This is a genomic window from Pontibacillus salicampi, from assembly GCF_042434395.1.
GTDB lineage: Bacteria > Bacillota > Bacilli > Bacillales > BH030062 > Pontibacillus > Pontibacillus salicampi.
In genome coordinates this window covers 74782-92065 of sequence record NZ_JBHLTP010000004.1, presented here as the reverse complement: position 1 = coordinate 92065, position 17284 = coordinate 74782, and the positions used below count along the sequence as shown (strand labels likewise).

Here is a 17284-nt window from a genome sequence, read left to right as displayed (position 1 = left end):
CAACTTCTCTTCGACTTCCTTCCCCTCCTTCCGATAAGTCAACATCGACTCGCTTTGCTCTTCGTGTTTCCTTTATCTCATATGGGGACGTCCAGTCGAGTCNGTGTTTCCTTTATCTCATATGGGGACGTCCAGTCGAGTCGACGCTTTACGGGCTCATCCGCTTTCGCTCTTCCAGCTCCTTCGCCCAACGTCTCTTCGACTTCCTTCCCCTCCTTCCGATAAGTCAACATCGACTCGCTTTGCTCTTCGTGTTTCCTTTATCTCATGCGGGGGCGTCCAGTCGTGTCGACGTTTTACGGGCTCATCCGCTTTCGCTCTTCCAGCTCCTTCGCCCAACGTCTCTTCGACTTCCTTCCCCTCCTTCCGATAAGTCAACATCGACTCGCTTTGCTCTTCGTGTTTCCTTTATCTCATATGGGGACGTCCAGTCGAGTCGACGCTCTACGGGCTCATCCGCTTTCGTAGTCCCATAAGTCTTTTCCTTTTGTAGCTTCGTGGAGGTAGGTGATGGGGACGGCTAGGCCTACTTTGCCTTGTTCTTCATTTCGAATTGTGGCGAAGACGACTGCAATTACATTTCCTTGTTCATTAATGACAGGGCTACCGCTGTTACCTCGATAGATTGGGGCATCTAGCATGAGTACTTGTTTATCCCAATTGTCTAATGTCGTGTAGCCGATAACTTCTCCATTATTTGCAATCCCACTAAAGCGTAATGGGTTACCAATAAAATGGACAGGTTCTCGTTCTGTGAATTCTGTTTTCTCAGCCAACGGCAAATAGGGCAGGTCTTTCGCTTCTTTATCCTTGACCCCTTTTGCCTTTAGTACAGCTAAATCAATATCCTCATATTCTGCAACCACTTCCCCTTGAAAAAGACCGGCTTCAGGAAAGGCTATCGAAACCCGCTCTCCGTTTTCAATAACATGATGGTTGGTAATAATGTAACCATCCTCTGAAACCGAAAAGCCTGTTCCCTTGGAATTACCTGCCTCTACAACGACTACAGCCTGCTGATCCTCTTGAATAACAGCGTTTTGTGATAATTCTGCGGAAGTAAGCAGGAAGTCTACTGCAGGTATGGAGAATGTTCGCGGAATAATGGCAATGACATTGATAAACATTGCAATGGCAATTAACCAAAAAGCCCATTTTGGGAAAGGTCGTTTTTTTTTCTCCTCTTCTTTTGTTGCTAGTGACTTTCTCCGTTCCTCTTCGACGAGTTCTAATAACTCCTCTTCGTCTAAATCCTCATATAAATCTTCATCTATAACATCATGATCATAGGATCGTTTATCCGACATATTTTGGTTCCTCCCTGCTCCGAGAGTTAGTGTATAACATTCTATTGTACCTACCCATCATACTACCGGAATTAGTGGATAAGAAAAAGATAGGCACACTAGGTACCTATCTTCTATTATGCTACGAAAATGCTGCGGCTTCCAGTCCGCGCTTTTGCATTTGATACATTTGGTAGTATATCCCTTCCTTCTCTAGCAAGGAATCATGGTTGCCATTCTCAACGATGCGTCCATGGTCGAGCACAAAAATACAATCCGCCTGTTGAATGGTCGATAACCGGTGTGCTATAACCAGTGTCGTACGTCCTTGCTTCAATACGTGCAGTGCTGTTTGGATGACACTCTCTGTTTCTGTATCTATATTAGCTGTTGCCTCATCCAAGATCAGAATGGATGGGTTAAACGCAAGAGCTCGAGCGAAGGAAATAAGCTGCCTTTCTCCAGCTGACAGGGTGCTTCCTTTTTCTTTAACTGGTTCATCATATTGATTAGGGAGCTGTTCAATAAAATGATGTGCCCCTACTTTTTGCAACGCCTCTATGGCGGTTTCTCTTGAAATAGAAGGATCCCCCATGGTTACGTTAGATACAATTGTTCCAGCAAATAGAAACGGATCCTGAAGCACTATTCCCATGTGACTCCTAACCTGCTGGCGTGACAAGGAAAGAGTATCGATGCCATCAATTTCTATCACACCATGCTGTGGATCATAAAAACGAAACAGCAAATTCATTATGGAGCTTTTTCCAGAACCCGTATGCCCCACAAAAGCAACTGTCTCCCCGTGCTTTGCTTGGAAGGAGATATCCTGTAACACATTCTCTTTTCCGTTATAGCTAAAGGAAACCTGACGGAACGTTATATCGCCTCGGTAGGATGGAATAGGCTTATTATTTACATCCTCCCCTTCATGGTCCATTAATTCAAACACGCGGCCAGCTGAAACACGTGCTTGTTCTAGCTGCGCTAACTGATTGACCACATCTGTGACTGGTTGAAATAATCTATTCAGATAATCCACGAAGGCATAAAGCAATCCAACCGAAACAATGTCTGAAGCACCTAGCGATGCCCCTCCGAAGTACCAGATAAATACGACGAAAGCAATATTTCTTAATGCATTGACGAGATTAAAGGAGGTTAGTGAATTAAGATGAAGCATCTTATTCTGGTAGGTAAAATGCTTCTCATTCATTTCCTCAAATTCCTCCGTGGATTGCTTCTGCCTGCGAAATGCTTGTATGATAGGCATCCCTTGGATAGCTTCATTAATATTGCCATTTATGTCACTAATGGTAGACCGGATTACTTCATTGTATTTACCTGCTAATCGCTTATATAGCTGCATCCATGCCCATATTATCGGAACCAGTATTAAGCAAATAGATGCAAGTTTAGCATTCAGTAAGAACAAAGCGATATAAATCCCTGTCATATAAATAGCACTCGTAACGAAGGTTGCTAATACTTTTTCATATAGCTCTCGAATTGCTTCTGTATCGTTTGTCACTCTTGCTACAATTTTACCGGCTGGACGATTTATGAAGTAAGGAATGGGTACCCGCTGTATATGAGCAAAAACATCCTTTCGCATCTTCTGAATAATTTTATTTGAGGCAATTTGAAGAAAAAAAGTCTGCCCATACTGAAAGCCTGCAGAGATTAATAGTAATATTACATATAAAACGAGTAACCATATAATGGCGTTTGTTTCCGGAGCAAAGAACGAATAGAGCTCCCCAACAGCGAGTTTCTCTGCTGGAACCTCCACCGCTTGTTCTGGTGTCGATATAGTTAGGATCCCATCCTCGAAATCCTTTTTTCCGGTCGTTGGAACAAATTCCTTTGTAAAATAAAAGCTCTTCCCAGCTTGAACAATCGTTGCCGCCTCTTCAGGTGGCGTTCCCTCTATACGATCAGCTCTAATATAAGCTTCTCCTTTATATGTGACTGCGTGCGTGCTGTCCGTATCCTCTACAGCGTACCACTGATCTTCAATTCCAAGGATGTGTTCATCAATTAATCGCTTGGCAATTAAAGGACCTGTTAACTCTAGAGCAACGGCTAATGTTAAACAAATCAATCCAAATGCAATTGTTTTTTTGTAATGCATTGCGTAATGAAACAAACGTTTCTCCGTTGACGCTTTCATTAGCTGCTCTCCTCCTCATCCCCCATTTGCTGTTTTGTAAACTGTTCATAATACCACCCTTGATCTTCCATCAGCTTTTCATGGGTTCCACGCTCCACTATCTTTCCTGCATCTAGTACAAGAATTTGGTCTGCATGCTGTACAGCTGATAATCGGTGAGCTGATATAAAGGTAGTCTTATGACTTCGCTCTTCTCTCAAATGCTTAATGATATTTGCCTCTGTTTTACCATCAACTGCTGATAAAGAGTCATCAAGAATCAGAATTTCAGGATCCATAATAAGGGCTCTTGCCAGAGAGACACGCTGTTTCTGACCACCAGATAAGGTAACCCCGCTCTCCCCTACCAGAGTATCCAGTCCTTTTGGTAAATGATCAATGTCATCTTTAAGGTGAGCAAGCTCTAATATTCGGTTAATCTGCTCATCTGAAGCATTTTCTAGTCCAAATTGTATATTTTCCCTAACTGTTTTAGAAAACAATACTTGATCCTGTGGAACATAGCCAATCCAACCTCTTGTCGTATCAAGGGCCAATTCTCTTATAGAAGCTCCCTCGATAGTAAGATTCCCCTCCATGTCACTATAATCTCGCAATAGCTGTTTAAAGAAGGTCGTTTTTCCAGCACCTGTTTTCCCAACAACACCTATAGTATCCCCTTGGAGAACCTTCACATTAATGCCCTCTAATTGCGGAGAAGTAGTCTCTGGATACCGAAAGGATACATCATCAAACACAATTGTCCTTGGGAGATCTACCTGTTTGGGAACTTCTGGATCCTGTACATCCAAAGGGTAATCAAGTGTTTCGTTAACGCGGTCTAGAGATGCATTTCCTCGCTGCATAACGTTAATGAGTTCCCCGACAGCGAACATAGGCCATATAAGCATTCCAAGGTAGACGTTAAAGGAAACAAGCTGACCTAGGGTTATCGCATTGGTAAATACCAAGTTAGCACCATAGCCAAGACCAATTGTATAAGAGAGACCAACTAACACTTTAATGGTTGGCTCGAACATTGCGTCGATTTTTGCTACTTCCACATTTTTGTTATACACGTCCTCTGTCATGTCATGAAAGCGCAGCTCATCCTGCTGCTCCTGTACAAATGCCCTGATTACTCTCACTCCTCTTACAGATTCCAGAACATTATCGTTCATATCACTAAAGGCGGATTGAGCTTTCGTGAACCGTTCGTGAATCGCTTTTCCGTAGCGATTAATAAGAATGGCCATAATGGGTAGAGGCAGTAATGCTGCCAGTGTCAGCTTCCAGCTTATAGTAAGGAACATAACACCAACAATCATAATCATGTAAAATGTGGAGTCTACTAAGGTTAAAATCCCAAATCCTGTCGTCATGGAAATTGCTTTTAAATCATTTGTAGAGCGCGCCATTAGATCTCCAGTTCGATATTTACCAAAAAATGCAGGAGTCATTCTTAAAAAATGCTCCATTAAGTTCGAGCGAAGTTTTCTTTCGAGAATAAAAGCTCCACCGAAAAGCATATAACCCCAAATATAGGAAAGAACATACCCTCCCACAATCAACAGAACGTACCATGTAATCAGCTCCATTAGCCTACTGCTAGTCAGTGTTTCAAATTGAATTTCGTCTATCGCGATTCCTACCAGCTTAGGAGGAATGATTTCCAGAAAGGACGCACACGTTAATAATACGATTGCAAATGTATACCGTAACCAATGCTCTTTAAAAAACCATTGTAACTTCCCTAAAACGGAGAACATGTTCTCACCCTCTTCCTTCGATATTCCGGCCATTTCTATCAAATCTCACAAAAAAAAGCACATACGTCCTGTGACGCATGCGCTAACTGCATACAAAAAAGCCACAACACTGTTGATGTGACTTCATACTTTCCCCCTATACGTATGTATGGGAAATGGAATTCGTAATCATACGAATACAGAGCAGAGGTCACACGTACTATTCAATTCATGGCAATCAAATACATTCTTCATCGTGTAACCTCCTCTCTATTGGATGTAAAGATTATATAATTTTCCAAATCTTAAGTCAATACTATTTACAAAACATTTTCTTTCTTCTAAAGCCCAATCCCTTTACCAAGAAAAATAACGGCTAATAATGAAACGACAATCATCAATACAAAGACAATGGACAAAGACCTTGAAACATTGGCTCGTTGAACTTCCTTCCAGCGGACAGGACGAATCCCTGTTAATGAAAAGACGATTACAGCCGAAAGCAAGATACACATAATGTTGACCAGCACGAGTAGAAGGGAGCCGTACATTTCTTGCCAAAGTCCCTTCCCAATCGACATACCTAAAGCTATATTTGGAGGTAATAAAGCAACAGCAACCATTACTCCTACAAGATTACCTGACTTTCTGTTCAGCGTCGCAATCGAACCAGCTGCTCCAGCAGCCAGTGCCAAAAAGAAGTCAAAAATGGTCACATCCGTTCTAGTAATATACTGTTTAGTACTGATATCAATATCAAAAATCATATTAAATAAAATAGCTATACATACAACTATCCCAACACCAATAAATGAGGTTAACGCAGCTTTCCCTAACAGCTTGTAATCGCCAAGAATGGCAGCAAATGCCGTGGCAATGACAGGTCCAATTAATGGGGCAATGACCATAGAACCGATAACAACAGCCTCACTATCTTTAATAAACCCCATTGTCCCAACGACTGCTGATAAAAATATTAATAGCGTATAATTTAACGTTGTCACACTATTTTTCTCAACATACGAAATTAATTCATGACGACTGGCACGAAGAAGCATCGCCTTCTCTTCCTTTTCTTCTATTTCCTTCTCTTCTTCTGCTTCCTCATTAATCGTAGCTCTTGATAAATACGTACGGACGGGAATAAGCATGGTCTCGAAGCCTTCGACCACGTTCGAGACACTTTCTAAATAATTCAATACTTCTTCCACCTCGTCTGTGTCCACTAATATACGGACAAGCATCCGCTCTTTCGATTCACTAGAAACCCAATAGGATGTATGTGGCAGTTCTCGCAAATTCCCATTTACAGATTCAAAATGCTTATTAGGAATATATGCTTCAATTAATTGGAGACTCATCTTCCATCAATCCTTTAATGACCGACGTCACTTTTCTTTCTTAATTGCTATCTAGTATGTAATAGAGCGTTATTTATTATGTGTAGCCTATTTCTTAAAATAGCTTGCCTATTGTTAATTTTTCTTTCTCCTCATAAATCTCCCAATTCCTCTCATACTAACACTAAAGCTAACGAATGGTGGTGAGTCCATGAGGAGAAAGAAAGCATCTTCCAATACTAGTAACAGCAGTCATTTCCCTTTTACTATTGATGCGCTCCATCAAAAGCTAAAGGATGTTTTTAAAGAAAACACAGATTTAAACATGGCTGAATTTACCATTCAGCAGAAAAAGGTTGCTGTTTTTTATATCACATATCAAATCAAAAAGGATCAGCTGAATAAGAGCCTATTACCTCCTCTAATTCATATCCAAGCATCTCCACTGGACCATACTGCGATTATGAACGAATTGCCGCTTGGGGGTGGCTCTACCCAGGATGATGTGAAAACCATCGCAGAAAAATTAATCCAAGGGTCTGTGTGTATTTATGTAGAGAATGATGAAAAAGCATTAACATATCTTATACCAGAATTAGAGCGCAGGGCAGTTGCGAAAGCAGAGAACGAGTCGCTTGTCTTTGGTCCACAGCTGGCCTTCACAGAATCCATCGTTACAAATCTGAATATTATTCAGTGGAGAATGGATACTCCTGACCTGCAAACAAAGAAAATCATCGTCGGAGAAAGAATTCCTACCGAGGTTCGAGTTATTTACTTAGACTCTTTAGCAGATCAGGACAACGTACAAACCGTCATTCAACGAATAGAAGATTTGGTAGTGGATGATGTGATTGATAGCACAATATTGGCACAGATGATTGAAGATAAATCGTCGAGTGTGTTCCCTCAGCTACTTCAAACGGAACTGCCTGACCGATTATGCTATTCCTTGAGTAAGGGGAAAGTGGGAGTTCTGCTGGATAAAAGTCCAAACGTTCTGATTGCACCTTCTACTGCCTTTACATTTCTTGAATCGACAGAAGATATATATATGCGCTGGAACATGGGGAGTTTTATTCGGATATTACGTGTTGTTGCTATGATTATTTCTATCATCCTTACACCAGCTTATGTTGCTGCTCTTACGTTCCATTATGAAGTAATACCTTCCTCCCTTTTAGTTTCTTTAGGTAAATCAAGAGCGAACGTGCCGTTTCCTCCGGTGCTGGAAGCTTTGCTTCTCGAATTACTCATTGAGCTGCTGCGAGAAGCAGGAGCCCGACTGCCGACTAAGGTTGGTCAGACGATGGGTATTGTGGGAGGTATTGTACTTGGTCAGGCTGCAGTTAAAGCAGGTTTCACCAGTAACATTCTTATTATCATTATTGCCTTGAGTGCACTTGCTTCCTTCACAGCACCGAGCTATATGATGGGAACTGCTATTCGAATCATACGATTCCCAACGATTATTTTTGCAGGATTATGGGGATTGATTGGCATTTTTTCCATGCTCGCCTTTCTGATTATTCATTTATTGAAAGTGACCTCCATAGGTCGTCCTTATTTAGCACCGCTTTATCCTTTGCAGCTTAGAGATTTAAACAATTCTCTGTTTCGAATGCCATGGAGCTACAGCACCACCAGACCGTTTGCTAATCAACCGAAAGACACAAACAGTTATTCAGCTAAAAAAGCCAAGGAGAAAAAAGACATAGATGAGTAGGGATTTATATGCATACATCGGGTCCAAACATAAAACCAAACGCACAGATTACAGCCTTCTATTTATTCTTCGTCATCCACACCCTGCAGATCGGCGCAGGGCTAATGGGTGTGCCGCAAATCATTTATAAGGAAGCGAAGAACAGTGCCTGGATTTCAGTGTTAATTGCTGGTGTTTTCTTGCATGTCACCATTATTGTCATGCTGTATATCCTAAGGCAGTATGAAAATGGCGACCTCTTCATGATCCAAAAGGATATTTTCGGAAAATATATCAGCCTCTTGTTAGGATCAATATATTTAGCATATATCTTTACAGTAACGAGCAGCGTCATTCTTAATTACACAGAGGTAGTCCAGGTGTTTATTTTTCCTAACATGCCAACCTTTCAAATTACCTTCTTCCTGTTATTTCTAGCGCTTTACGCTATTTTAGGAGGATTTAGAGTAGTAGTCGGAGTGGCGTACATCTTTTTCCTATCTACGATCTGGATGGTGATTGCGTTATATGAACCCATAAAATTAATTAATCTTGATTTATATTTTCCAATACTCCAGGCTTCTCCACAGGAGTTAATGGCTGGTGCATATAAGACCACCTTCTCCGTATTAGGGCTGGAAATCCTGTTCTTTGTTTATCCATTCATCACCAATAAAGAGAAGGCACCGCTGGCTGCTCATTTAGCAGTCCTACTCACAACCATCCTTACGTTTCTGGTTACTTTTGTTTCCATAGGCTATTTTAGCGGTCCCCAACTAGAAGAACAAATATGGCCTACTTTAGCGATGTTTAAAATTATCCAGCTGTCCATATTGGAACGATTTGATTTTCTAGCTGTCGCCCTATGGATGTTCGTTGTCCTGCCCAATATTGTATTATTCACCTGGCTAGTAAGCTACGGGGCCAAGCGCCTCTATCATGTAAAACAAAAACACGCTCTCTTTGTCATCGTTATTCTCTTATATATATTTGTCAATTTGTTTGAATACAGAATGAGCGTAAACACATTAACGGACATTACAGCCCAGGTCGGGTTTTATACTGTTTTTGTTTACCCATTCCTGCTAGCTATTTTAGTTACGGTAAAGAAATGGATAGCTAAAGGGAGGAACTCGTCATGAAGAAGCTTTTGTTACCTTTTTGCTGTCTAGTGCTCTTGCTAACGGCTTGTGTAGAAAAAAAGTACATTGAACGGCTTGGTATCATTACTGTTGTGGGGTACGATTTGATGGAGAACGGATGGGTGGAAGGAACACACGTATTGTTTCAATTCGATCCAAATGCAACGAATATTTCACAAATTATTACGAGTCAAGCAAAAACAGCTAAGGGATTAATGCACGATGCCAGTCTGAAAACAAGTAAGGAGCTTGTTTCAGGCCAGCTTCGGCTTATTATGTATGGAAGTGATATGGCTGAAAAAGGCATGATTAGACTAATGGATACCATGGACAGGGATGCCGATATTGCCGATATGCTTTATATCGCCATTAGCGAAACAACTGCAAACGAAGTACTAACAGCTAATAACTTTGAAGATGCCCCAAACATAGGGACCTATTTACATCAGCTGCTGGAGAAAAATATAAAGGATGAAAAAATTCCAGATACTACATTACATGAATTCTTATACAATTATTTCGACCACGGTTCCGATCCAATCATACCACTGATTAACGTTGAAAATTCAAAAGCGACTATCCGCAATCTTGCTATACTTCAAAATGACAAAATGGTTGGCAAAATTTCTGCCAAAGAGGGGTTCTATATTAAGCTCATCAATTCTAAATACAAATCAGGTCATTTAGAGCTAGTTATTCCCAAGTCCCCTTTTCTAAAAGTAAAGAGCGAAACAGAAGAATTCGAAGAATTAAAAGGCATTTATTTAGATATGGATCAAATACGAAGCAAAGCAAACATTGAAATGAAGGATCCAAAAGCACTAGAATTTGATGTGAACATTGAATTACAGGCAAGATTATTAGAGATATCCGAGGACCTTAAGCTCGACGACAAAAATACCGTCAAGGAATTAGAGAAAGCAATTGAAACGAATATTACTCTACAGTTAGAACAGCTATTGGGTAAGTTAATAGAAATGAAATCTGATCCAATTGGGTTTGGCCTCGAATATCAAAAGTATGCGGGGGTCGATGCATTAGAAGGTGACAAGTGGAGAGAAATCTATCCAGATATTAAAGTAAACTTCAACATTAATACAAAGCTTCTTCGTACAGGCATCGTCAACTAAATACAGAACCTCCACTGCTTCATCGTGCAGCGGAGGTTCAAAAGTCGACTTTTATGCATCATAATCAAATTCGTCTGGATGTGGTCCTAAACGCTTGTTCTCGTTCAAATTATCTAAACGAGCCATTTCTTCTGTAGTTAAAGCAAAGTCAAAAATATCCGCGTTTTCCTGCTGACGATGTTTTTTTGTAGACTTTGGTATAGTCACAACGTGATGCTGATAATCCCAACGTAATATAATTTGAGCAGGAGTCTTGTTATAGGTTGCAGCCAATTCTTGAATTGTTTCATCCTCGAAATAGTTACCTCTTGCGAGAGGAGACCAGGCTTCCAGTTGTATGTGTTTGTTCTGGCAATACTGACGTAATGTCGGTAGATTTAGCTGTGGATGAAATTCAACCTGATTGACCATTGGTGTAATGTTGGCCTCTAGTAATAAGTCATCTAGATGATGCTCCATGAAATTACTCACACCGATAGCTTTTACTTTCCCATCCTGATAAAGCTTCTCTAAAGCACGCCAAGATTCTTTATACTTACCAGGAACAGGCCAATGGATAAGATATAAATCGAGGTAGTCTAGACCAAGTTTGTCCATGCTACGTTCAAAAGCGTCTAACGTTTCCTGATACCCTTGTTCATCGTTCCAAACCTTTGTTGTTACAAAGAGCTCTTCACGTGGAATAGAGGTTTCCGCCAATGCAGCGCCAACCCCTTCTTCATTTTCGTAGAAAGAGGCGGTATCGATGCTGCGATATCCAACATCTAATGCAGACAATACGGCATCCTTCACTTCACCAGAGCCTTCTTCCATCTTATACACACCAAGACCGACCCACGGCATTTGCACTCCATTATGAAGAGTAGTCATTGTCGTTAAGCTCATCTTATCCTTACTCCCTTCTGTTATCTATTTCCACTTTTTATCCTACCTGAACATAAGGGGAAAGGACAACTAAAAAGCATAGCAAGAATTACTCGCTATGCTCCAATGTATTACATATTAGCAGGTATCTCTTGATGTTCTTCCGATTCCCTTACCGCTTCATCTCCTGTAAGCCCAGCAAGTACATGAACTCGGAGAATAAAGCCAATCACTCTACCTTCTTCATTGACTACCGCTAGGGGATATTTAGAATACAAAGCCTTCGGAATTAAATCGTGAACATAATCATCTGCCTGGACAATTTCAAACTCTTCTATTCTCATTACGTCCTGCAGCGTCTGTTTATTCCGCAGCCCTTCAATCGCATCATCAATTGTTACAATCCCTTGTAAATGACGTTGTCTATCTACTACAAACACACTGGAAATGCCATTCTCCTCCATCTCCCGAATAGCTACCTTCAAGCCATCCTTCACGGAGACAAGTGCATTTGGTTTTATCATTATATGGTTAGCCTGTAATACCTTTGATCGATCTATATCGGCAATAAAGTTAGCAATATAGTCATTTGCTGGTTCATCTAAAATATCCTCAGGAGTCCCAATTTGGACTACCTTCCCGTCCTTCATGACGGCAACACGATCTCCGATTTTAAAAGCTTCATTTACATCATGAGTAATGAAGATAATGGTTTTTTGTAATCGTTCCTGAATGTCTAACAGCTCTAGCTGCATTTCCCTTCTAATGAGTGGATCTAGAGCACTAAACGGCTCATCCATCAACAGAATATCTGGATCATTTGCAAGAGCCCTGGCAAGACCTACCCTTTGCTGCATTCCCCCTGATAGTTCATCTGGATATTTATCTTCATACCCTTTCAGACCCACTACCTCGATATTTTTTAAAGCAATTTCGTGCCGCTCTTCCTTCTCTACTCCACGAATTTCCAGTCCATATTCCACATTACCTAGCACCGTCCTATGACTAAACAGGCCGAAATGCTGGAATACCATTGCAATCTTATCCTGACGGTACTTCTTTAAATCAGCCTTATTATAATCGACAATATTTTCTCCATCGACATAAATAGCTCCACCCGTCGGCTTGTTGAGCATATTTAAACAGCGTATTAATGTAGATTTCCCACTACCTGAAAGCCCCATAATAACGAAGATTTCTCCCTGGTTAATAGACATAGAAGCATTATATACGCCGACTGTGTGACCAGTTTCGGCTAGAATTTCATCCTTTTCTTTCCCTTCCTGCACCATTGGGATGATAGATTTAGGCTTAGGTCCGAAAATTTTAGATACGTTCTCAATCTTCATTTTTTCACTCATTAGTTTGCCCCCCTATGTTTTTGGAAGCGATCTGCGATACCACCTGTAATTCGATCAATTAGAATAGCAAGGAATACGATGCTAATACCAGCCTCAAACCCTAAGGATAAGTCAATTCGGTTAATGGAAATCAATACCTGCTCCCCTAACCCTTTCGCTCCTACCATAGAAGCAATAACTACCATCGCTAACGCCATCATGGTCGTCTGGTTTACTCCTGCCATGATAGTAGGCAACGCTTGAGGAAGTTGAACCTTCTTTAACATCTGCCATCTGGAAGAGCCAAATGACTCAGCAGACTCAATGACTTCCGCGTCCACATTACGAATTGCAAGCTCTGTTAAACGAATAACTGGCGGTAATGCATATATTAATGTTGCAAAAACAGCCGCTACGTTCCCAAGACCAAAGAAGAAAATGGCTGGTATTAAGTACACAAAGCTCGGCATTGTTTGCATAGCGTCTAATATCGGCCTCATTACGAAAGAGAATCCTTTACTGAACGCCATCCATACGCCTAATGGCACTCCGATGACCAGGGATATAAATACAGACGTAATGACAATAGCTATGGTTGTCATTAGTACATCCCACAATCCAAAGGTTCCTACTAAAAACATAAAGAAAGCGTATAGAATACCAGCTCCAACTGATTTAAAACGCCACCCTAACAATCCAATTAATATGATAAATATCCACCACGGGATAAATAATAAGCCTTGTTCAATACCTAACATGGTTCTGGATGAAATAAGAAAGATAAAATCAAACAAAGGCTCAAAAAAATCATTTATCCATAATATAAAACTTTCAACATAATCTCCTAAGTTCCACTCAATACTTGGAAAATGCCCATTCATTGGTTTTCCCTCGCTTTTTTATAGTAATAAGCAGTTGGCTCTATTCTTAGAGCCAACCACTAAAGCTTCTCTTACAATGCTTCTTCTACTTTTTTAGCCACATCTTCGGATACCCAGCCTGTCCAAAGCTCCTTATTTTCTTTTAACCACCACAGGGCTGCTTCATCTGCAGAAGCATCATTTTCTTTCATGTACTTCAGAGCTTCTCCTGTTAATTTACTGCTCGTTTCATAATTAGATAGGAAATCGACTACTTCCGGAGCTTGATCAGGCATATCCTTATGCACCACGATAGTTACTTTATTCGGAGGGAATTCCGTACCACGATTTTTCTCCCATTGCTCTTGATTATATTCCGGCTCGTCCAGAAGCGTCATATCATATAAGGACGTCACCCATGTTGGAGACCAATAATATCCAACCCAAGGTTCACCAGACTCATAAGCATCAGCAAGAGAGGTAACAATTGCTGAGTCTGAACCTGGACGGAAATAATTAAACTTCTCCTCCAAACCATAAGTCTCTACTTTAGTAGCTAATATTTCTCCAACTGCCCAGCCAGATGGTGCACCAATTATTCTACCTTTACTTGGTTTTTCAGGATCTTGGAATACATCTGGATATTTCTTCAAATCTTCTACTGTTTTTAAGTCTGGAGCAATTGGTTCAATTCCTCTTTCCTTATCTCCTTCTATTACATACGTTGGCACCCAAAGCCCTTGTTTATTATCATCAAAGTTAACAGATACTTCTTCAAAATCCCCTGCTTTTATAGCTTCTGTATATACTTCTTTAATGTTGTCTACCCACATTTCCATATTCACATTAATATCGCCTTGGCGTACTCCTTGAACAGTAGCAGGAGTTGAGCCAGTCGTGACATCCGTGTTATAGTCATAGCCATTTTCAATAATGGTAGACGCTATACTGTTATGTACACGAATACTGTCCCAGCCAGCATCAGCAAAAGTAATCGTATCTATTTTCTTTTGACCGCTTGCTCCTTCATCTCCTCCGCATGCAGCCAGCAAAACTAACGTACAAATACTCACAATCCACAATAGTCTCTTTTTCATGTTATTTCCCCTTCGTCAATAATAAGATATATATTTTGTGAAGATTCTCACAAGATTTCATGCTTAACAAAGTTGCGAAAAACTACTTTTCCCAAAATAGTAGTTACTTATGGTATTAAGCGTGTTACCGAGTTGCAGGTAACTAATGTAGCGTGTATGAATAATAATCTTCTCGAGGATATGCTTTATACCAACACTCATATTTTATGGGTTGATATGAGTGCGAGAAAAAAGGAAGGTGTTTAGAACAGATAGTAATCTCTTCTTTGAGGGAGGACTCTATATTTATCTATTTTGCTGTTTCCTTCTTTTCTGGAATCGCCTCCTAAACGCATTGTTCTTTTTTTTCTGACAAGTTTAATTGTACAGAAAATTTGTAGCATTAATCAAAACGAATATAGTGTCATATTTTGTTATAACTTGCGGTTATATTGAAAGCAGGTATTTTATCATAAGAATCTTAACGTTTTCCCTCGTTTTATGTAAGATTTCTCTTAAATAATCAACATTTGGCTTCAACTTTATAAACTTTATAGAAAATATCAAGGTTTTCCCTTTGGTTTTATTCAATATGTTAATTATTCATTCACTATTATTCCTATTCAAATTTATACTGTACAGAATAGAATAGCTCACATATAATAAGAACATATGTTCCTTTATCGGAGGGTTTCTTATGAAAAAAGCTCATATAAATTGGAGTACCTACATGTCACCTGAGCACGTAGATCAATTGAGGAAAGGATGGAAAAATGACGAAAGAGTAACTAATGGTACACTGTCAAAAGAGCAGGCTATTGAAATTGATTTCAAGCTGCAAAGAGCGTTAAATGATGATCTGACTGTTTCCATTAAACAATTTGATCAACCGACAGCCTCCACTCTTAAATTGATATCTATTGTGAAAGAGACGCAGACTTTATATGGAATAAACCCATTATGTAGATCGGGAGAGGAGATTAATATTCTTAATATTACTCACGTTACTATTGAGTAGAACGACACCTCCCTTCAATAAGGGAAGTGTGTTAGTTAATTATTATTCGTGACTCTTCTTTCGTAAAGAAAATAAGAGATAACACGAAGAACAACTGGGTATAAACATAGAACTGCAATAACATTCCCTATCATACTCAATAGAGGAGTAAAAGCAAATAATAAAGCAACAGCCAACAGAACAAAAGCCGTTACATTTCCAGCTAGTCCATTGACTGGCTTAAAGGATCTTGTAAGAGCTATCGTCTCCTCTTCTACCTTTTCAAAACAGCGTCTATGATACGGCAGAATACGAAAATAATTTGTGGCCGTCACCAATTGCTGCCTTTCCTCTACATCTTTTGTACAGTATCGACAATACACCGAATCCATAGCATCCTCCTTAAACACCTTTGATAATTCTATTATAGTAGCTATCTTTAAAAAGGAAAGCCAGATGGATCATCTATACATCACCATGGATCTTAACAATGCCAAAAAGAAAGGAAACCTATTTTAGGCTTCCTTGATAATTTGAATGATTTTTTCTTTTGCTTTTTCACTTTTATACTGCTGCATAGTAGCTATCATTTCTTCTTTATGTTCTGCTAACATATCTAATTCCTGTTCTAAACGGTCTGTGTTCAGTTCCTCTTCCTCTACCATTCTGGCATACCCTTGTTTTTCAAAAGAATTTGCATTAAGGATTTGGTCCCCTCTACTTGCATGACGGGAAAGAGGGACTAGGAGCATAGGCTTTTGTAAAGCTAGGAATTCAAAAATAGAATTGGAACCAGCGCGGGAAACTACATAGTCGGTAATGGCAAATAAGTCATTTAACTCTTCGTTAACGTATTCATATTGAACATAACCAGGTCTATTAATTCCTTCATCCTTATTCCCCTTCCCACAAAGGTGAACGATTTGATATTTTTGCAGCAAGCTGTCCAGGTTATCTCGAATGGAGTCGTTGATTTTCTTTGACCCAGAGCTACCACCCATGACAAGAATTATCGGTTTATTCTTAGTGAATCCAGTCATAGCTAAACCTTTTTGTTTGTTCCCTTTAAACAGCTCCTCCCTTACCACTGCACCAATCCATTCTGCTTTCTTCTCAGGAAGGTATTGATTAGTTTCTGGAAAGGTGGTAAGTATTTTTTTAGCAAATCGCATGGCCAGCTTATTTGCTAAACCAGGGGTATAATCGGACTCGTGAATGATAGCTGGAACACGATTAAGCTTTGCTGCAGCAACGACTGGTACAGAAACAAATCCCCCTTTGGAGAATATTACTTGGGGCTTACGTTTTCGTATTATGGAAAAGGCTTGAGCTGTTCCTTTTAACACTTTAAATGGATCTTTTACGTTTTCTTTAGAGAGGTATCTTCTTAATTTCCCTGTTGATATTGAATAATATGTTACTCCTTGCAGGGTACCTATTAGTTCTTTTTCAATGCCATTATGAGATCCTATATAATCTACTTCCCAGCCATCCTTTTGGAAAACGGGAATAAGAGCTAGATTAACAATAACATGACCGGCTGTACCGCCACCGGTAAAGAGGATTCGTTTTGAAGTCATAGCGAGAGTCGTCCTTTCTACTAAACCATTTTTTTCTAATTTCCGTACGTTCTTGCTAATGTAT

At 40.0% G+C, this 17284-nt stretch carries 15 protein-coding genes; 4 read left to right on the top strand and 11 right to left on the bottom strand.

Annotation, left to right across the window (positions count from 1 at the left end):
- Positions 1 to 156: 156 nt before the first annotated feature.
- The 5 genes from ACFFGV_RS07130 to ACFFGV_RS07110 all read right to left on the bottom strand — a co-directional run bounded on the left by ACFFGV_RS07130 (position 157) and on the right by ACFFGV_RS07110 (position 6547).
- Positions 157 to 381, bottom strand: coding sequence for a hypothetical protein (locus tag ACFFGV_RS07130; protein WP_377346072.1), 225 nt, complete (start codon positions 379 to 381; stop codon positions 157 to 159).
- 71 nt (positions 382 to 452) lie between these two features.
- Positions 453 to 1307, bottom strand: a complete 855-nt coding sequence (locus ACFFGV_RS07125) for a S1C family serine protease (protein WP_377346070.1) — start codon at positions 1305 to 1307, stop codon at positions 453 to 455.
- Positions 1308 to 1428: 121 nt separating this feature from the next.
- Positions 1429 to 3459 carry an ABC transporter ATP-binding protein gene (locus tag ACFFGV_RS07120; RefSeq protein ID WP_377346068.1) on the bottom strand — a complete coding sequence of 677 codons (2031 nt, stop codon included), beginning with the start codon at positions 3457 to 3459 and terminating at the stop codon, positions 1429 to 1431.
- Positions 3459 to 5207, bottom strand: a complete 1749-nt coding sequence (locus ACFFGV_RS07115; protein WP_377346066.1) for an ABC transporter ATP-binding protein — start codon at positions 5205 to 5207, stop codon at positions 3459 to 3461. The genes ACFFGV_RS07120 and ACFFGV_RS07115 overlap by 1 nt, the downstream gene beginning before the upstream one ends.
- Before the next feature lie 320 nt (positions 5208 to 5527).
- On the bottom strand, positions 5528 to 6547 hold the full coding sequence (locus ACFFGV_RS07110) for a TIGR00341 family protein (protein ID WP_377346064.1): 1020 nt from the start codon (positions 6545 to 6547) through the stop codon (positions 5528 to 5530).
- A gap of 190 nt (positions 6548 to 6737) precedes the next feature.
- On the opposite strand from ACFFGV_RS07110, the gene ACFFGV_RS07105 reads away from it, so the two are divergent.
- The 3 genes from ACFFGV_RS07105 to ACFFGV_RS07095 are packed head-to-tail and all read left to right on the top strand — an operon-like array spanning position 6738 to position 10503.
- Positions 6738 to 8252 (top strand): spore germination protein, encoded by a 1515-nt coding sequence (locus tag ACFFGV_RS07105; RefSeq protein WP_377346062.1) that lies wholly within the window; start codon positions 6738 to 6740, stop codon positions 8250 to 8252.
- 8 nt (positions 8253 to 8260) lie between these two features.
- Positions 8261 to 9373 carry a GerAB/ArcD/ProY family transporter gene (locus ACFFGV_RS07100; protein WP_377346060.1) on the top strand — a complete coding sequence of 371 codons (1113 nt, stop codon included), beginning with the start codon at positions 8261 to 8263 and terminating at the stop codon, positions 9371 to 9373.
- Positions 9370 to 10503 (top strand): Ger(x)C family spore germination protein, encoded by a 1134-nt coding sequence (locus tag ACFFGV_RS07095; RefSeq protein ID WP_377346058.1) that lies wholly within the window; start codon positions 9370 to 9372, stop codon positions 10501 to 10503. Before ACFFGV_RS07100 ends, ACFFGV_RS07095 begins: the two co-directional genes overlap by 4 nt.
- Before the next feature lie 51 nt (positions 10504 to 10554).
- On the opposite strand, the gene ACFFGV_RS07090 is transcribed toward ACFFGV_RS07095, so the two are convergent.
- The 4 genes from ACFFGV_RS07090 to ACFFGV_RS07075 form a co-directional block, all read right to left on the bottom strand.
- Positions 10555 to 11388 (bottom strand): aldo/keto reductase, encoded by an 834-nt coding sequence (locus tag ACFFGV_RS07090; RefSeq protein WP_377346056.1) that lies wholly within the window; start codon positions 11386 to 11388, stop codon positions 10555 to 10557.
- Between the two features lie 110 nt (positions 11389 to 11498).
- Entirely contained in the window at positions 11499 to 12728 is a 1230-nt protein-coding gene (locus tag ACFFGV_RS07085; RefSeq protein WP_377346053.1) for a quaternary amine ABC transporter ATP-binding protein, read from the bottom strand.
- Entirely contained in the window at positions 12728 to 13588 is an 861-nt protein-coding gene (locus tag ACFFGV_RS07080) for an ABC transporter permease (RefSeq protein ID WP_377346051.1), read from the bottom strand. The genes ACFFGV_RS07085 and ACFFGV_RS07080 overlap by 1 nt, the downstream gene beginning before the upstream one ends.
- Before the next feature lie 71 nt (positions 13589 to 13659).
- Complete coding sequence (locus tag ACFFGV_RS07075) at positions 13660 to 14664, bottom strand: ABC transporter substrate-binding protein (RefSeq protein ID WP_377346048.1); 1005 nt, start codon at positions 14662 to 14664, stop codon at positions 13660 to 13662.
- A 676-nt stretch (positions 14665 to 15340) separates the two neighbouring features.
- On the opposite strand from ACFFGV_RS07075, the gene ACFFGV_RS07070 reads away from it, so the two are divergent.
- Entirely contained in the window at positions 15341 to 15661 is a 321-nt protein-coding gene (locus tag ACFFGV_RS07070; protein ID WP_377346044.1) for a YolD-like family protein, read from the top strand.
- A gap of 35 nt (positions 15662 to 15696) precedes the next feature.
- On the opposite strand, the gene ACFFGV_RS07065 is transcribed toward ACFFGV_RS07070, so the two are convergent.
- The gene (locus ACFFGV_RS07065) at positions 15697 to 16032 is read right to left on the bottom strand and encodes a hypothetical protein (RefSeq protein WP_377346042.1); all 336 of its coding nucleotides are present in this window, start codon (positions 16030 to 16032) and stop codon (positions 15697 to 15699) included.
- 123 nt (positions 16033 to 16155) lie between these two features.
- Entirely contained in the window at positions 16156 to 17220 is a 1065-nt protein-coding gene (murG, locus tag ACFFGV_RS07060) for an undecaprenyldiphospho-muramoylpentapeptide beta-N-acetylglucosaminyltransferase (protein WP_377346040.1), read from the bottom strand.
- Between the last annotated feature and the right edge of the window lie 64 nt (positions 17221 to 17284).